Below are 17,292 nucleotides of genomic sequence, written 5' to 3'. Positions count from 1 at the left end.
CTCAATAGCGACGATCCGGAAGTGTAATCGCTCCGAAGCAGGGTCGCGCGCGCATTCTCGAGGCGTAAGTCACGAGTCAGACGCAGCCTGCCGGCTTGTGCTTGTCCTGCACGCCGGAGGAGACCTTGCAGGTCCATGCGCCGGAACTGCTGCGGGCGATTTCGATGGTCTCGTTGGCGATCGCCGGGTTGCCCTTGAGCGTGCAGCGGATGTAGCCGTTGCTCGCGGACGGATTCATGGTGATGGTGCAGCGTGGCGTCGGAGAATGCAGGCCAAGATCGGTCACGTTGAACGTGGTTGCGCTGTTGGCGATGACCTGGGACTCGAATGTGGACTTGCCCCCCGTGATTTCCTGCAGGCCGGCCGTCAGCTGGCCGCGAATCACATAGTCCTGGTAGGCCGGAATGGCAATGGCCGCCAGGATCGCGATGATCGCCACGACGATCATCAGTTCGATCAGGGTGAATCCTTGCTGGTTTCGCATCATCTGCCCCCTGCAGATATAACTTCGTTAACAGGTGCACGATGCGTGCCAAGTTGCGTCCGATTGGATTCCCGATCCGACTTGGCTGACCAGCGGGCGATTTCGCGGCCTGAATGGTAGAGCGCGGGCAAAAAAAAACCCCGGCCAAGGCCGGGGCTTTTTTATGGATCAGATCAGCTGCAGCCGGCCGGCTTGTACTTCGCATCGACCGTCGTCGCGCAGGTCCACGCACCCGAGGTGGCGCGGGTCAGCGTGACAGTCTTGGTGGCGACCTTCGGGTTGCCGGTCAGCTCGCACGCGATCGAGCCGGCTTCCTTACCATCGACGGTGATCGTCTTGCAGCGCGTGGTGGTCTGCTGCAGACCGATCAGGGCCTGGCTGGTGAAGGTGGTCGGGCTGCCCTTGTTGATCAGCTCTTCGAACGCCGTCACGCCGCCACGGATGTCGGCCAGACCAGCGGTGACCTGCGAGCGGGCCACGTAGTCCTGGTAAGCCGGCAGCGCGATCGCGGCCAGGATGGCGATGATCGCAACGACGATCATCAGTTCGATCAGGGTGAAGCCTTGCTGGTTGTTCTTCATGTGTTTCCCCTAGGAGTGTTTTATTGCTTCACGTGCCATTGGTTCGGGCCTTCCGATCCTCGGGCAGCCGTGCTCACGGCACGTGCGCTGAAAATACACGCATAAGCCGTGCCAAGGGTGGTTTTGGCGGTTCTACTTGCCATTCTGGGTATGCGTTCACGCAAAATGTCAGAACCCGCCAAAGCGGCAGTGACGATATTTGTCAGTTTGGGTGGGTCAGTGACGCTATGCGTCAGCAGCGCCGCCGGACCGAGGCTGGGGCGGGTTTGGACCCGATCGGGTGCCAAACGACTGCCGGGGGCAGATGCTGCCAAAGCATGTGCGCTCGGTCATCTTTGCGACCCAAAAGAAGAATCCCGGCGTGTGCCGGGATTCAATGTGGTCGGCAATTTGCAGCGCACCCGTGCGCTCAATCGATCCCGAGTTTTTTCAGCTTGTAGCGCAGCGCGCGGAAGGTGATGCCCAGCGCGGCCGCGGTGCGGGTCTTGTTGTAGCGGTTTTCCTGCAGCGCCTGCTGGATCGCCGCGCGCTCGATTTCCTCGATGTAAGAGGGGAGCGGGCTGCTGGCGGTGTCGCGTGGGTTGAGCGTGCGCGGGTCGATGGCCATCATCGGCTGGCCCGGCACGGCGATCGGTGCCGGCGCCGGCGATCCATTGTTGGCCGCGGCATTCGCCGGCGGCGGGAACACCGCGCTTTGCGCGTGTGCCGGTTGCGGCAGTCGCAGGTCGTCGGCGGTCAGGATCTCGTCTTCGGCCAGCGCCAACGCGCGCTCGAGGATGTTCTCCAGCTCGCGCACGTTGCCCGGGAACGAGTAACTGCGCAGCACGCCCAGGGCGTCGTCGCTGAGCGCCGGCACCGGCCGCGACTGCGCCGTGGCCAGGCGCTTGAGCACCATGGCCACCAGGCCCGGCAGGTCGTCCTGGCGTTCGCGCAACGGCGGCACGCGCAGCTCGATGACGTTGATGCGGTAGTAAAGGTCCTGGCGGAAACGGCCGTCCGAAACCAGCGCGCCAAGGTCCTTGTGCGTGGCCGACAGGATGCGCACGTCGACCGGCACTTCGACATTGGCGCCGACCGGGCGGATCGACTTTTCCTGGATCGCGCGCAGCAGCTTGACCTGCATCGACAGCGGCAGCTCGGCGATCTCGTCCAGGAACAGGGTGCCGCCGTCGGCGCTCTGGAACAGGCCGGGCTTGTCGGCGTGGGCGCCGGTGAAGCTGCCCTTCTTGTGGCCGAAGAACTCGCTTTCCATCAGCTCGGCCGGGATCGCGCCGCAGTTGACCGGAACGAACGGGCCGCCTGCGCGGCCGCCTTCGGCGTGGATGGTGCGGGCGACCAGTTCCTTGCCCACGCCCGACTCGCCGACGATATAGACCGGCGCCTGGCTGCGCGCGACCTTGGCGATGGTCTGGCGCAGGGTGGTCATGGCCGGCGACTGGCCGTACAGGCGGGCCGCGACGGCATCGGCCGGCGGCGCGCTGCGGCGGCTCTCGTTGAGGTCCAGGGCGTGGCGGACCAGGTCGCGCAGCACGGCCAGGTCCACGGGCTTGGCGACGAAATCGAACGCGCCGGCCTTCAGTGCCTCCACCGCGGCTTCGACGTTGCCGAAGGCGGTGATCATGGCGACCGGGGTCTCGGGGTGCTTCTGGCTGATCTCGGCGACCAGGTCCATGCCCGAGCCGTCCGGCAGGCGCATGTCGGTCAGGCAGAGGTCGTACTGATTCCGGGACAGCTGGCTGCGTGCCTCCCCGAGGGTGGAAGCGGTGTCGCAACGCAATCCCATCCTCCCCAATGTCATGACGAGCAACTCGCGAATGTCGCGTTCGTCGTCAACCACCAGTGCACTACGTGTTTCGGCCATCGTCCCCTCCGTCCCTCACGATAACTTAAGGGAGCGTGAAGAGCCAAGCCGATTCGGCGGGTTCCGCGCATTCAGCACGGTGTTGGAGACACGATCGACGCGATCAGGCGGTCATCAGGGTGTGGCTGCCGATCAGGCGGATGCGGAAGCAGCCACCGCCGCCCGGCATCGCCACGTAGTCCAGCGTGGCCTGGTTTGCCCGGCAGAGTTCGCGGGCGATGTACAGGCCAAGGCCGGTGCCGTGACTGGAGGTGGTGAAGAACGGCCGGAACAGGCGCGATGCCACCGATTCGGGAATGCCGGGGCCACGATCGAGAACGTCGATGGACGGCGTCCCGGCCTCGTCTGCATATACATGGACAGACACCTTGGCCGGCTCACCCGGCATGCGGCCATAGGTCAGGGCGTTGTGCACCAGCACCGTCAGGACCTGGTGCAGCTGGCGCGGGTCGATCATCACCGGCAGGCGCGCGACCTTGCCGCTGGTGCGAAGCGTGTCGTGGTCGAGCGGATGGCTCTCCAGGTACTCCTCGACGAACATGCGGGCGAAGCCGACCAGCTCGACGTGCTCGGGCTTGGCCGGTTCGCGCCGGGCCATGCCGAGCACGTTCTCGACGATGCCGTTCATGCGCATGCCCTGTTGCCGGATGATCTCCAGCAGCCGGCGCTCGGCGGTCGGGATGTCGTCGGATTCCTCCAGCAGCTGCACGGCGTAGTTGATGGCGGCCAGCGGGTTGCGGATCTCGTGGGCCAGGCTGGCCGAGAACCGGCCGAGCGTGGCCAGGGTCATCGACTCGGCGTGGCGCGAGAGCAGGGAGGTGTCGTCGAGGAACAGAAGCACCTGGTCGCTGCCGGCGAGCAATCGGGTGAAGCGCGGCACCACCTCGGGCAGGTCCGGGGCCAACTGCACGGGGCTGTCGTTGTGGGTGCCATCGCTGCGCCAGCGTTGCAGGCGGCGCGCGAGCTCCGGCGCTGCCACGGCAAGGCTGCGCTGGCCGTGCGGGTCGGTGCTCTCGCCGGCGTCGCCCAGCAGCAGCATCGCCGCCTCGTTGGCCAGGCGGATGCAATCGCCACGGTCCACCAGCAGCACCCCGGTGCGCAGGCGGCGGATGATCAGCTCGTTGATCTCGCCCAGGTGCGCGGCTTCGGCGCCGCGGCGCTCGGCCAGGTCGTAGCTGTCGCGCATCTGCCGGCCGAGGATGCTGGTCAGCGTGGCGACGGCCATGTAGCCGATGGCGAACATCATCGGTTCGGCCAGCGTGCGGCGCGCGAAGCTTGGGTCCAGCGTGCTCCAGGCGTACTCGCCAAACAGCCCCAGCACCGCCACCACCGCGGCGCCCAGGCCATAGCGTGGCGGCAGCAGCAGGGCCGCGGCACCGACGTTGAACAGCAGCATCAGGGCGATGCCGGTGCCCGCGGCAGGCATGGTGTGCATGGCCAGCAGGCCGAAGAACAGATCGGCGGCGATGCCGGTCAGGGTCTGGCTGCGCAGCTCGCCACGCTTGCCGAAGGCGAACAGCAAGGCGGCGATGAAGAGGTAGGACAGGGCCACCGCGCGCGCGCCCAGGGCGTGCCGCAACGGCTCGATCAGCTCGGTGGCCGGCCCGAACAGGAAGAACACCAGCAGTGCCGCTTCGAGCAGCCGGTACAGGGTGAAGAAATAGAGCTCGCGGCGCAGCGCCCGATCGGCATCGGCGGCATCGATCGGGGCGAGAGCAAGCGGCAAGCGGCTGTCCTGGAAGGCGGGCGGTTGTCGCGAGTATGGGGGGCGGCGGGACATTGTTGCCAGATGTGGCCGATGCCGCCCCTCTTCCTGGCCACCTGCGGCGGCCTGTCCCTCTCCCGCAAAGGCAGAGGGCAGGACAACGTGCCTGCAAGCGCCTCGGCGGGGCAGAGGGGTGTTTTGCCCGAACCGCCCTGATCGGCGACAATACGGCCCCCTCGCGCTGCGGCCGTGCCGGACCGCGGGGATTCTTATTACTCCCCTCGGTGACGCATGAATTTTCACGAATATCAGGCAAAGCAGCTGTTTGCCGACTACGGCATCGCTGTTCCGGCCGGGCGCGTTGCGCGCACCCCTGACGAGGCCGTCGCGGCGGCCAAGGCCATCCCTGGCGACCTGTGGGTGGTCAAGGCGCAGATCCACGCCGGTGGCCGCGGCAAGGCTGGCGGCGTCAAGCTCGCCAAGTCCTATGACGAGGTCAAGCAGTACGCCCAGGCCATGCTCGGCACCCGGATGGAGACCTACCAGTCCGCCGGCGTCGCCCTGCCGATCGACTCGGTGCTGATCTCCGAAGGCACCGACATCGCCAACGAGCTGTACCTGTCGGTGCTGGTCGACCGTTCGACCCAGGCCATCACCTTCATCGCCTCCGCCGAGGGTGGCGTGGAGATCGAGAAGGTCGCCGAGGAGAACCCGGACGCGATCAAGACGCTGCACGTGAACTACGTGCAGGGCCTGCAGCCCTACCAGTGCCGCGAGCTCGGCTTCGCCCTGGGCCTGAACGCCAAGCAGGTCGGCCAGCTGACCAAGATCATGCTGGGCCTGTTCAAGCTGTTCAACGAGAAGGACCTGGCGCTGGTTGAGCTCAACCCGCTGGCCATCCTCACCAACGGCGATCTGGCCGTGCTCGACGGCAAGATCAACAGCGACGACAACGCCACGTTCCGCCACAAGGACCTGGCCGCGATGCGCGACATCCGCCAGGAAGACGAGACCGAGGTGCTGGCCAGCCAGCACGACCTCAACTACGTCACCATGGACGGCAACATCGGCTGCATGGTCAATGGCGCCGGTCTGGCCATGGCCACCATGGACGTGATCTCGCTCAACGGCGGTTCGCCGGCCAACTTCCTCGACGTCGGCGGCGGCGCAACCAAGGAGCGCGTGACCGAAGCGTTCAAGCTGATCCTGTCGTCCGACAAGGTCAAGGCGATCTTCGTCAACATCTTCGGCGGCATCGTCCGCTGCGACATGATTGCCGAAGGCATCATTGCCGCCGTGAAGGAAGTCGACGTCAAGGTGCCGGTGATCGTGCGCCTGGAAGGCACCAACGTCGAAGCCGGCAAGGAAATTCTGAAGAACTCGGGTCTGGCCATTACCCCGGCCGACGACATCAACGATGGCGCGAAGAAGGCGGTTGCCGCCGTCGCTGGCAAGTAAGGGGCCACAGACATGTCCGTTTTGATCAACAAGAACACCAAGGTGATCGTCCAGGGCTTCACCGGCTCGCAGGGCACCTTCCACGCCGAGCAGATGCTCGATTACGGCACCAAGGTCGTCGGTGGCGTGACCCCGGGCAAGGGTGGCACGCAGCACCTTGGCCTGCCGGTCTTCAACACCGTGCGCGACGCGGTCAATGCGACCGGCGCCGACGCTTCGGTCATCTACGTGCCGCCGCCGTTCGCGGCCGACGCGATCCTGGAAGCGGCCGATGCCGGCATCAAGGTCATCGTCTGCATCACCGAGGGCATCCCGGTGCTCGACATGCTGCGCGTCAAGAACACCCTCAAGGGTTTCGAGGACGTCGTGCTGGTCGGTCCGAACTGCCCGGGCGTCATCACCCCGGGCGAGTGCAAGATCGGCATCATGCCGGGCCACATCCACATGCCGGGCAAGATCGGCATCGTCTCGCGTTCGGGCACGCTGACCTATGAAGCGGTCAAGCAGACCACCGACGTGGGCCTGGGCCAGTCGACCTGCATCGGCATCGGCGGCGACCCGATCAACGGCACCAACTTCATCGACGCGCTGAAGCTGTTCCAGGAAGACCCGCAGACCGAGGGCATCATCATGGTCGGCGAGATCGGCGGTTCGGCCGAGGAAGAAGCGGCCGAGTTCATCAGCAAGTACGTGACCAAGCCGGTCGTCGGCTTCATCGCCGGCGCTTCGGCGCCGAAGGGCAAGCGTATGGGCCACGCCGGTGCGATCGCCTCGGGCGGCCAGGGCACGGCCGAAGGCAAGTTCGCGGCGATGGAAAAGGCCGGCGTGACCACGGTGAAGTCGCCGGGCGACCTCGGCGCGGCGATCGCCAAGCGCCTGGCGAAGTAATCCGCCGGTTGCCAGCGTTGTGAAAGAGGCCACCTTCGGGTGGCCTTTTTCTTTTTCTGGGAGAATGCAGCTCTATTCCCAGCCCTCTCCGCTGCCGCGGGAGGGTTTCAGAGCAGGTGGCACTTCGATGTCCAATCCGCTTCGCATCGCCCTGGCCCAGTTCGATTTCCCGGTCGGCGCGGTCCACCAGAACGCCGAGCGCATCGCGCAGATGATCGCGCAGGCGCGCGACGAGTACGGCGCCGATGTCGTGCTGTTCCCCGAGCTGGCGTTGAGCGGCTATCCACCCGAGGACCTGCTGCTGCGCCCGGGCTTCCTGGCCGATTGCGAAGCGGCGATCAACCGCGTCGCGGCATCCACCCAGGGCATCGTCGCGGTCGTCGGCTGGCCCCAGGCCGCCGGCAGCGTGGTCTACAACGCCGCCAGCGTGCTGCGCGACGGCCATGTCTCGCACACCTATCGCAAGCGCGAGCTGCCCAACTACGCGGTTTTCGACGAGCGCCGCTATTTCGATGTCGACCCGGACCGCGAAGACTGCGTGTTCGATGTCGACGGCGTCCAGGTCGGGCTGATCATCTGCGAGGACCTGTGGTTCGCCGAGCCGCTGGCCAGCACGGTCGCCGCCGGCGCCGAGCTGGTGCTGGTGCCCAATGCATCGCCGTTCGAGCGCGACAAGCATGCCGAGCGCGACATGCTGCTGGCCCAGCGCGTGCAGGAAACCGGCGTCGGCCTGGTCTATCTCAATGGCGTTGGCGGCCAGGACGCGCTGGTGTTCGATGGCGGCTCCGTGGTTGCCGACGGCGATGGCACGGTGCATCCGGCGGCGGCCGCCTTCACCGACCAGTGGCTGGTGGTGGATTTCGATGCCGACACGCGCCGCTTCGAAGCGGTGGAATGGATGGAAGACGGCGACGAGAGCCGCGATGCGCTGGCCTGGCGCGCCGTGGTGCGCGGCACCCGCGACTATTGCCGCAAGAACGGTTTCGAGAAGGTATGGCTGGGTCTGTCCGGTGGCATCGATTCGTCGCTGGTGCTGGCCGTTGCCGTGGATGCACTCGGTGCCGGCAACGTCACCGCCGTGCGCATGCCGTCTCGCTACACCGCCGACCTGTCCAACGACCTGGCCGTCGAGCAATGCCAGATGCAGGGCGTGCGCCTGCTGACCGTGCCAATCGAGAAGCCATTCCAGGGGTATCTGGACGCTTTGGCCGAGCACTTCGCTGATCGCCCCGTCGATACCACGGAAGAGAACCTGCAATCGCGCACGCGCGGTGCGCTGCTCATGGCGATGAGCAACAAGTTCGGCGGGCTGCTGCTGACCACCGGCAACAAGAGCGAGTACGCGGTCGGTTACGCCACCATCTACGGTGACATGTGCGGTGGCTATGCGCCGCTGAAGGACCTGTACAAGACCGAGGTGTTCGCACTGGCGAGCTGGCGCAACACGGTCGGCGATCGCGTCATTCCGCAGGCGGTGATCGATCGCCCGCCTTCGGCCGAGTTGCGCGAGAACCAGAAGGACCAGGACTCGTTGCCGCCCTACGACGTGCTCGATGCGATCCTGCTGCGCCATGTCGACCAGGAGCAGTCGTACGACGAGATCGTCTCTGCCGGCTTCGATGCGGCCACCGTCGAGCGAGTGCTGCGTCTGGTGCGGATCAGCGAGTGGAAGCGCCACCAGTCCGCCCCGGGACCGAAGGTGTCGCGACGCGCGTTTGGTCGCGAGCGGCGCTACCCGATCAGCAACGGGTATCGGGGCTAGGGGCCAGATGCAAAAACGCCGCCCGGAGGCGGCGTTTTCGTTTGCATCCCGACGACCCGGTCAGTCGTTGTCCAGCGCCGACTTCTCGCCCGCGAACGGGTTGAGCTTGCGGAAGTTGCTCGGGTAGTCCGGCCACTTGCCCGCCAGATACGGGTGGTTCGGATCGTTCTGCTGCAGCACGCGCTTGGCGTCGGCGGCGAGCGCCTGGTTGCCAAGACCTTCGTAGGCAGCGGCCAGGGTGGCAACGGCGTCGTTCTGGTACTGGCTCTGCGGGTAGGTCTCGAGCAGGTACTTGGCGCGCTCGATCGCACCCACGTAGGCGGTGCGGCGCAGGTAGTACAGGGCCGTGTCGAGCTCGTGGCGGGCGAACATGTCGCGCAGGCCGCGCATGCGGGTGCGCGCATCCTCGGCGTAGCGGCTGTTGGGATAGCGGTCAGCGACGATGGAGAAGTCGTTGAATGCCTGCAGCGGCGTGGCCAGGTCGCGGCGGCTGGCGTCGAGCGTCCAGACCTGCTGCAGGAACACCGTGTCGCGGCTGGAGTTGGACAGGCCGCGCAGGTAGTACATGTACGCGATGTTCTTGTGCGTCGGATACGTGCGGATGAAGCGGTCGATGCTGCTGATCGCGTCATCGTGCTTGCCCGACTTGTACTGGGCGTACGCGGTCTCCACCAGGGCCTGCTCGGTGTAGGGGCCGTACGGGTACTGGGCGACCAGGCGCTTGAACGTGGTCTCGGCTGCCGACCAGTTGCCGTTGGTCATCGACTTGTGGGCTTTCTCGTAGAGCTGCTCGACCGGCACGCCTTCATCGGCGTCCTTGTTCTTGAACTTGCTACAGCCCACTCCAGCAAAAGCGACGATCAGCAGCAGCGCCAGCAGGCGCGAAGGGGCAGAGCGTAGGGTCATGGCAGGTACACGGGCGCCGAAGGTACGAAGGTCGGATAATAGCAGCCCCTGCGCGGCAGCCCTGAATCCTTCCCCTCCGATGAACAATTCCGCCACGCCCCTCCGTGCCACCGTCCCGGACAGCGCCGCCGGGCGCCGCTTCGACGCGGTCCTGGCCGAGCTTTTCCCTGATTTTTCCCGGTCCCGGCTGGCTTCCTGGATCAAGTCCGGCGACGCCCGCCTGGACGGCCGCGAGGTCCGCCCGCGCGATCCGGTCCGTGGCGGCGAGGCGGTCACCCTCCATGCCGCGCTCGAGGTCCAGACCCATTCCGAGCCCGAGGACATCGCCCTGGACGTCCTTTTCGAGGACGAGCACGTCATCGTGATCAACAAGCCGGCCGGGCTGGTGGTCCACCCGGGCGCCGGCAATCCGGCCGGCACCCTGGTCAATGCCCTGCTGCACCGGGACCCCTCCCTCAACACCCTGCCCAGGGCCGGTATCGTCCATCGCCTCGACAAGGACACCTCGGGCGTCATGGTGGTGGCGCGGACCCTGCCGGCGCATACCGCGCTGATCGAGCAGTTGTCCTCGCGCGAAGTCCACCGCCAGTACGTGGCCGTGGTGCTGGGTTCGCTGGTATCGGGCGGCACGGCCGATGCGCCGATCGACCGACACCCGCGCGACCGCATCCGCATGGCCGTGCGCGAGGACGGCCGCGACGCGGTCACCCATTTCCGCCTGCGCGAACGCTTCCGCGCGCACACGCTGCTGGAATGCCGCCTTGAAACCGGCCGCACCCATCAGATCCGCGTGCACATGGCGCACCTCAAGCACCCCATCGTCGGCGATCCGCTGTACGGCGGCCCGCTGAAGCTGCCCAAGGGCGCGACCGAGGAGCTGATCGCGACGCTGCGCGCTTTCAAGCGCCAGGCGCTGCACGCCGAGACGCTGGAGTTCGTGCACCCGGTGACCGGCGAGAAGGTGCGCTGCACCGCCCCCGTCCCCGACGACCTGCGCGAGCTGGTCAAGGCGCTTCACGACGACACCGCAGCCGCGGCCGCGCGGGAGCGCTGAGGGTGCCGGCCCCCTGGCTGGAGGCGCATTGGCCGCTGCCGGCATCGGTGCGGGCCTTCACCACGCTGAGGCACGGTCTGGGCGTGTCGCAGCCGCCATTCGATGACCTCAACCTCGGCCTGCGGGCCGGCGATGAGCCCGCGGCGGTGCTGCGCAATCGGGCGCTGTTGCGGGAGGCTGCGCGGCTGCCTTCGGAACCGTGCTGGTTGCGCCAGGTGCACGGCGTCGATGTGGCCCGCTTCGGCCGTACCGAAGAAGATGAGGCCGAAGCAGACGCATCAGTGACCTCCACCGCCGGCACGGTCCTGGCCATCCTCACCGCCGACTGCATGCCCGTGCTTTTCTGCGCAGAGGATTGCAGCGAGGTCGGCGCCGCGCATGCCGGGTGGCGTGGACTTGTCGGCGGCGTTCTCGAGAACACCGTCGCCGCCATGCGCACGCCGCCACAGCGCCTGCATGCGTGGCTCGGCCCTGCCGCCGGGCCGCAGCACTACGAAATCGGCGAAGAGGTGTACGACGCGTTCGTCTCGCGCGACTGGAGCGCCGGCAGCGCTTTCGTCAGCACCCGTCCGCACCATTGGCGCGTGGACCTGTACGCGCTGGCCCGGCGCCGGCTGGAAGCGGTCGGCATCGATGCCGGCCGGATCCACGGCGGCGGCCTGTGTACGATCGCCGAGCCGGACCGCTTCTTCTCGCACCGCCGCGACCAGCGCGGCGGCCGCATGGCCTCCCTGATCTGGATCGAACCGGGCAAATGACCATCACCGCGCCGCAGTCGTTGTACCGACAACTTCTTGCCGCGCGGTTCGATCAACTGCCGCCGACCCTGCGCGCGCTGCACGACCGTAGTGGTTGCCGCCGCTACCACGGCAAGGTCGAAGTCGATCGCGGCAGCGGAATCTTGTCCCGGCTGTGCGCCTGGGCGGCGCAACTGCCGGCGCCGGGCCGCGGCAGCATCAAGGTCGAGATCGACGCTGATGCGACCGGCGAACGCTGGGCGCGGGTGTTTGCCGGCAAGGCGATGCGTTCGCGCTTGTGGGCAAGCGGGTCGCTGCTGCGCGAGCGCCTGGGCCTGCTCGTTTTTGCGTTCCGCCTCGATGTGGAGCAACTGCCCGGCGCCGGACCTGCGGTGGTCTGGCATGTCGCCAGGGTCAGCGCGCTGGGCCTGCCGCTGCCCCTGCGCTGGTTCGCCGGGGTCACCGCGCGCGAGTACGAGCGCGACCATCGCTACCGCTTCGATGTTGCCGCGAAGCTGCCGGGGGTCGGGCTGGTGGTGCACTACCGGGGATGGCTGGACGTCGAATGACGTCGTCGCGGTGATCGATTGATCGGGCACCAGAACGAAAGGTCATGCCTGCACGGGCAGTCGCTCGGCTACGATGCCCCGATCCTTCCGGAGCCGATGCCTTGGCCAACTCCCATGCACCTTCCCGCCGCTGGTTCGTTGCCGGCGACCTCAACGGTTTCTTCGGCCTGGTCGTCGACAACCTGTCGATCCTGGGATTCATCGCCGCGGCGCTGATCGGCATCTTCGGCTTTCCGGCCGAGGTCGTGTTCGCGCGGATGTTCCCGGGCACCGCATTCGGCGTGCTGGTTGGCAATCTGATCTACACCGTGATGGCGCGCCGCCTGGCCGCCAGGACCGGTCGCGACGACGTCACCGCGATGCCGCTCGGCTTGGACGCGCCCACCAGCATCGGCATGGCGTTGCTGGTGCTCGGCCCGGCCTTCGTCGCCTTCAAGCAGCAGGGCATGGACGAGCACGCCGCGGCGATCGCCACCTGGCAACTCGGCATGGCCTCGCTGGTGGTGATGGGCGTGCTCAAGTTCGTGCTGTCCTTTGCCGGTGATGCAGTCACGCGGCTGATTCCGCGCGCCGGCCTGCTTGGTTCGATCGCCGGCATCGCGCTGGTGCTGATGGGCTTCCTGCCATTGGTCGAGGCGCTGCGCTCGCCGGTGGTCGGCTTCGTCACGCTCGGCTTGTTGCTGTATGTGCTGATCGCGAAGGGGCGCCTGCCGGTGCGGCTGCCGGGCGTGTTCGTCGCCTTCGTCTTCGGCACTGTTCTTTACTACGCACTTGGCGCGGCCGGGCTGGCGCCGGGGTTCCACTGGCCCGAACCGGCGCCACTGCGCCTGGTGCTGCCGTGGCCGACGCTGGGCTTCCTGGAAGGCCTGCCGGCAACGGTGCCGTACCTGCCGCTGTTGCTGCCGTTCGGCCTGTTGATGGTGGTGGGCGGCATCAACGTCAGCGAGAGCGCGCGCGCTGCCGGTGACGACTACCGCACCCGCGACATCCTGCTGGCCGAAGCGTTCTCGACGCTGGTCGCCGGTTTCTGCGGCGGCGTCGCGCAGACCACACCCTACATCGGCCAGCCGGCCTACAAGCACATGGGCGCGCGCAGCGGTTACACGCTGCTGACCGGCTTGTTCATCGGCCTTGGCGGCATGCTCGGCCTGGTTTCGGGGCTGGTGCAGTGGCTGCCGCTGGCGGTGCTGGCGCCGATCATCGTCTACGTCGCGCTGGACATCACCACGCAGGCGTTCCAGGCCACGCCGCGGCGCCATGCCACGGCGATGGTGCTGGGATTCCTGCCGTCGGTGGCATACATGCTGGCGATCAAGGTCGGCAATCCGGGTTGGATCGCGCCGGAGAATTTCGCCCGGCTGATGTCCACCAGCGACGGCCACGGTCTGCCGGAAATGGCGGTGATCATCACCCTCGGCAACGGTTTCATCATCACCGCGATGATCTGGACGTCGGCAGTGGCGGCGATGGTTGACGGGCGCCTGCTGCGCGCGAGCGCGTTTCTTCTGGCAGGCGCGGCGCTGACACTGTTCGGGCTGATCCATTCGGTGCATCCGCAGGGCGGCATCTACTGGCCGTGGACGCTGGAAGGACTTCCGCGCGTGTTGTCGTGGCAGTTCGCGGGCGCTTACGTCGCGCTCGCCGCGCTGCTGGCGTTGCTGTCGCTGCAGCGCGACGCGGTCCCCGTCGATTCGCCGGACGCGGCGCATTGATGTCGCGGTCATCGTGGCCCGACTAGAATCCACATCCTCATTTTCTGACGAGTGTTGCGATGTCCCTGCAAGACGAGCTCAATGCCATTCCCGGCGTCAGCGCCCAGCGCAACGCGTCCACGCGGCAGTTCGTGTTCAACCACACGATGCTGCGGGTGAAAGACGTCACCCGGTCGCTGGATTTCTACACGCGCGTGCTCGGCTTCACGCTGGTTCGGCGGCGCGACTTCGCCGAAGCGAAGTTCAGCCTGTACTTCCTGGTGCTGGTCGACGATCCGGCGCAGATCCCGGCCGCGGAGCCGGCACGCGGCGAATGGCTGCTGAGCCAGCGCGGCGTGCTCGAGCTGACCCACAACCATGGCACGCAGGATGACGCCGGCTTCGCCTACCACGACGGCAACAGCGAGCCACGCGGGTTCGGCCACATCTGCGTGTCGGTGCCCGACGTGGAGACCGCCTGCGCGCGTTTCGAGCAGCTGGGTGTGCCCTTCCAGAAGCGCCTCAGCGACGGACGGATGAAGGACATCGCCTTCATCAAGGACCCTGATGGCTACTGGGTCGAGATTCTGCAGCCAACGGCGCGGGATTGATCGCATCCGAAGTGAGGGGTCCTCCGAGGTCCGCATAGCGCCAATCCCTGAGTGTTGCCTGCGGTCCGTTACCTAGACTGCAAGTCCACACACTGTTTCAGGGATGAACATGAACAAGCCGACAAGGGCCCGGCACGCACTCCCGCGACGCCTGCTCCCGACCCTCCTCGTACCGCTGATCGGTTGCCTGGCGACCCAGGCGGCCGCGCACAAAGACGGTGCCTACCGCCACGAAACCACGAACCTGCCAGGGATGACGAAGTGGATGGCGGAGATCGATGGTGAACGCACCATCCGCAGCCTCAGCCTGCCTGGCACCCACGGTTCGGCCGCGCTGCATGGCGGACAGATCGCCCAGGACCAGACGCTCTCGCTGACGCAGCAACTCAACGGCGGCATCCGCCTGCTCGACCTGCGCCTGCGGCATATCGACAACGTCTTCGCGCTGCATCACGGGCCCGTGTTCCAGGAGAAGTTCTTCGGCGACGCGCTCAACGAGATCCAGACGTTCCTGCGCACCTACCCCACCGAGATGGTGTTCGTGCGGGTGAAGGAGGAGTACAAGCCCGCCAGGAACAACCGAAGCTTCGAAGCCACCTTCCAGACGTATTTCGACAGGTACAAGTCGATCATCGCGGTGCCCGAAAACGGCATGCAGACCCGCCTGGACGACCTGCGCGGCAAGCTGGTTTTCCTGGTTGACTTCAAGACGTCGCGCAACTTCGGCCTGGGCTACGGCACCTTCAACATCCAGGACGAGTTCAATGTCGGCAGCAACTGGGAGCTCTACACGAAGTGGCAGCGGGTGAAGGGGCAGCTGGCACGGGCGAAGGCCAGCCCGGAGCAGGGGCCCTCGATCATGAACTACCTTTCCGCATCCGGTGGCGCATTCCCGTACTTCGTGGCCAGCGGTCATGCATCGGCGAAGTCCAATGCGAACCGTCTCTCGACCGGGCGAACTGCCCGCAAAGGCGACAACTCCACTTTTCCGGACTTCCCGCGCGTCAACTGCCTGCCGCGTCGGTGCACCATCGCCTACGAGGGCACGAACACCCTGACCCGCGACTACATTCGCAAGGAGCGTCCCGGCTACGTGGGATTTGTATTCGCCGACTTTCCCGGGCCCGATCTGATCAAGGCCATCGCAGAAGTCAACGACGCCCCACCGCGCGAACTGACACTCACGAGCCAATCCACGGGCGGTTGCCTGGCCGCAACCGGGGACAAGTTGCAGTTGCTTCCCTGCAGCACCGAAAAGGATCAGGACTTCACCTTTGTCAGCTCATCGCTTCGCATTGGCGGTCGTTGCCTGGAAGCGAAGCCAGGCACCTATCCGGCGCAGGTGGAGTTGCGTCCCTGCAATGAGACCTTCTATCAGCAGTGGTCCCTGAAGGAAGGGCAGATCCGGTTGGGTCCGGTGGCGCAGCCTTACGGCGCTTGCCTGGATGTCGAGGCTCCCGTCGCCGGCGGCGTCGTCCTGCGTTCGTGCGAGGCCGAACGCGCGGAGCAGCAGTTCGACGCCACCTGACGACGGTACCGTAACCGTCAATGCGGATGGTGCAGGTGCTCCTGCACCATCCGCTCAGGAAGGCTCAGCCATCGCGCAGTGCATTGAGGTAGCTGCGGCGCCACGCCGTGATGTCATGTTCCTTCAGCAGCGTCATCATCGACTGCCAGCGCTCGCGGCGTTCGCCAAGCGGCATCGTCATCGCCGCGGCGACCGCATCGGCGACGCCATCGAGGTCGTAGGGATTGACCAGCAGGGCGGTGTCGAGCTCGCGCGCTGCACCGGCGAAGGTCGACAGCACCAGCACGCCCGGATCTTCGGGGTTCTGCGCCGCCACGAATTCCTTGGCCACCAGGTTCATGCCGTCGCGCAACGGCGTGACAAGACCGACGCGGGCCAGGCGGTAGAAGCCGGTGAGGGAGGGGTGCGGGTAATTGCGGTTGACGTAGCGCACCGGGGTCCAGTCCGGTTCGGCGTGGGCGCCGTTGATGTGCCCGGCCAGTTGTTCCAGCTCGCTGCGCAGTTGCTGGTACTCGACGACCTCGCCGCGCGAGACCGGGGCGATCTGGAGATAGGTCAGCTTGCCGCGCTGCTCTGGGTGGTGCTTGAGGAAGCGGCCGAAGGCGCGGAAGCGTTCCGGCAGGCCCTTGGAATAATCCAGGCGGTCCACGCCTATTGCCAGCGCCCGTCCGGACAGGCTCGCCGCCAAGCGGCGAACGGCCGGCTTGCCAATCGCGACTGCCGCCTGGCTGGCGATGTTGGCCGTGTCGATGCTGATCGGGAAGGCACCCGCGCGCAGGCGGCGGCCACGTTCGGTTTCGAGCACGCCGTTCTCGATCACCCGGCCGCGCCCGAACAGGCGCACGTAGTCCTGGAAGCGTTCCAGGTCGCGCCCGGTCTGGAAGCCGATCAGGTCATACGACGACAGGCCCTCGAACAGGCGTTGATGCTGCGGCAACGCCGCCAGCAGGTCCGACGACGGCATCGGCACGTGCAGGAAGAAGCCCAGCTTGCAGCGCACGCCCAGTTCGCGAAGGAGCTTGGCCATCGGGATCAGGTGGTAGTCGTGCACCCAGACCAGGTCGTCGTCGCGCAGCAGCGGCGCCAGCTTCTCGGCGAACATGGCGTTGACGCGGCGGTACGCGGCGTACGTGGCCCGGCTGTAGTCGACCAGGTCGACGCGGAAGTGCAGCAACGGCCACAGTGTGCGGTTGGCGAAGCCGTTGTAGTAGTCGTCGTGGTCGCGCTTGGACAGGTCGACGGTCACGTAGCGGATGTTGCCGCTCTCGATCTCGTGCACTTTGCCGGAGGCTTCGGGGTCGATCTTGCCGCTCCACCCGAACCACAAGCCGCCAGTCTCTTCCAGAGCCGCCTGCAAGGCCACGGCGAGGCCCCCGGCGCTGTCAACGCCGGGCAGGGCGACGCGGTTGGAAACGACGACCAGGCGACTCATGCCCGCACCTGCGTCGACCCGCACC

Annotated in this window: 15 protein-coding genes; 9 read left to right on the top strand and 6 right to left on the bottom strand. The window is 66.6% G+C overall.

What is annotated here, in order from left to right:
• Positions 1–76: 76 nt before the first annotated feature.
• The 4 genes from AC1DER_RS06905 to AC1DER_RS06890 form a co-directional block, all read right to left on the bottom strand.
• A complete protein-coding gene (locus tag AC1DER_RS06905) occupies positions 77–484 on the bottom strand; it encodes a pilin (protein WP_477246129.1) in 408 nt (135 codons plus the stop codon).
• 173 nt (positions 485–657) lie between these two features.
• Positions 658–1,065: a pilin gene (locus AC1DER_RS06900; RefSeq protein WP_477357786.1), complete on the bottom strand. Its 408-nt coding sequence runs from the start codon at positions 1,063–1,065 to the stop codon at positions 658–660.
• Between the two features lie 409 nt (positions 1,066–1,474).
• Entirely contained in the window at positions 1,475–2,926 is a 1,452-nt protein-coding gene (locus AC1DER_RS06895) for a sigma-54-dependent transcriptional regulator (protein WP_477246125.1), read from the bottom strand.
• A gap of 103 nt (positions 2,927–3,029) precedes the next feature.
• Positions 3,030–4,652 (bottom strand): sensor histidine kinase, encoded by a 1,623-nt coding sequence (locus AC1DER_RS06890; protein ID WP_477246123.1) that lies wholly within the window; start codon positions 4,650–4,652, stop codon positions 3,030–3,032.
• A 270-nt stretch (positions 4,653–4,922) separates the two neighbouring features.
• Between AC1DER_RS06890 and sucC the strand changes: the two genes are divergently transcribed.
• From sucC to AC1DER_RS06875, 3 genes are all read left to right on the top strand, one after another.
• Positions 4,923–6,089 (top strand): ADP-forming succinate--CoA ligase subunit beta, encoded by a 1,167-nt coding sequence (sucC, locus tag AC1DER_RS06885; RefSeq protein WP_477246121.1) that lies wholly within the window; start codon positions 4,923–4,925, stop codon positions 6,087–6,089.
• 12 nt (positions 6,090–6,101) lie between these two features.
• Positions 6,102–6,977 (top strand): succinate--CoA ligase subunit alpha, encoded by an 876-nt coding sequence (gene sucD, locus AC1DER_RS06880; protein WP_441816728.1) that lies wholly within the window; start codon positions 6,102–6,104, stop codon positions 6,975–6,977.
• Positions 6,978–7,104: 127 nt separating this feature from the next.
• On the top strand, positions 7,105–8,739 hold the full coding sequence (locus tag AC1DER_RS06875; protein WP_477246119.1) for an NAD+ synthase: 1,635 nt from the start codon (positions 7,105–7,107) through the stop codon (positions 8,737–8,739).
• A gap of 60 nt (positions 8,740–8,799) precedes the next feature.
• On the opposite strand, the gene AC1DER_RS06870 is transcribed toward AC1DER_RS06875, so the two are convergent.
• Positions 8,800–9,645: an outer membrane protein assembly factor BamD gene (locus tag AC1DER_RS06870; RefSeq protein WP_441816726.1), complete on the bottom strand. Its 846-nt coding sequence runs from the start codon at positions 9,643–9,645 to the stop codon at positions 8,800–8,802.
• A gap of 79 nt (positions 9,646–9,724) precedes the next feature.
• Here AC1DER_RS06870 and rluD point away from each other — a divergent pair, with 79 nt between their 5' ends.
• From rluD to AC1DER_RS06840, 6 genes are all read left to right on the top strand, one after another.
• A complete protein-coding gene (rluD, locus tag AC1DER_RS06865; protein ID WP_477246117.1) occupies positions 9,725–10,699 on the top strand; it encodes a 23S rRNA pseudouridine(1911/1915/1917) synthase RluD in 975 nt (324 codons plus the stop codon).
• A 2-nt stretch (positions 10,700–10,701) separates the two neighbouring features.
• Positions 10,702–11,457 carry a peptidoglycan editing factor PgeF gene (pgeF, locus tag AC1DER_RS06860; protein WP_477246115.1) on the top strand — a complete coding sequence of 252 codons (756 nt, stop codon included), beginning with the start codon at positions 10,702–10,704 and terminating at the stop codon, positions 11,455–11,457.
• On the top strand, positions 11,454–12,005 hold the full coding sequence (locus AC1DER_RS06855) for a DUF4166 domain-containing protein (protein WP_477246113.1): 552 nt from the start codon (positions 11,454–11,456) through the stop codon (positions 12,003–12,005). Before pgeF ends, AC1DER_RS06855 begins: the two co-directional genes overlap by 4 nt.
• Before the next feature lie 101 nt (positions 12,006–12,106).
• A complete protein-coding gene (locus tag AC1DER_RS06850; protein WP_477246111.1) occupies positions 12,107–13,717 on the top strand; it encodes a SulP family inorganic anion transporter in 1,611 nt (536 codons plus the stop codon).
• Positions 13,718–13,776: 59 nt separating this feature from the next.
• Positions 13,777–14,307 carry a lactoylglutathione lyase gene (gene gloA, locus AC1DER_RS06845; protein WP_477246109.1) on the top strand — a complete coding sequence of 177 codons (531 nt, stop codon included), beginning with the start codon at positions 13,777–13,779 and terminating at the stop codon, positions 14,305–14,307.
• Between the two features lie 103 nt (positions 14,308–14,410).
• Positions 14,411–15,835: a phosphatidylinositol-specific phospholipase C domain-containing protein gene (locus AC1DER_RS06840; protein WP_477246107.1), complete on the top strand. Its 1,425-nt coding sequence runs from the start codon at positions 14,411–14,413 to the stop codon at positions 15,833–15,835.
• Between the two features lie 64 nt (positions 15,836–15,899).
• On the opposite strand, the gene otsA is transcribed toward AC1DER_RS06840, so the two are convergent.
• Positions 15,900–17,267: an alpha,alpha-trehalose-phosphate synthase (UDP-forming) gene (gene otsA, locus AC1DER_RS06835; protein WP_477246105.1), complete on the bottom strand. Its 1,368-nt coding sequence runs from the start codon at positions 17,265–17,267 to the stop codon at positions 15,900–15,902.
• Positions 17,268–17,292 lie beyond the last annotated feature (25 nt).

This window comes from Lysobacter sp. 05T417, from assembly GCF_056396405.1.
This window is presented reverse-complemented; position numbering and strand designations above follow the sequence as displayed.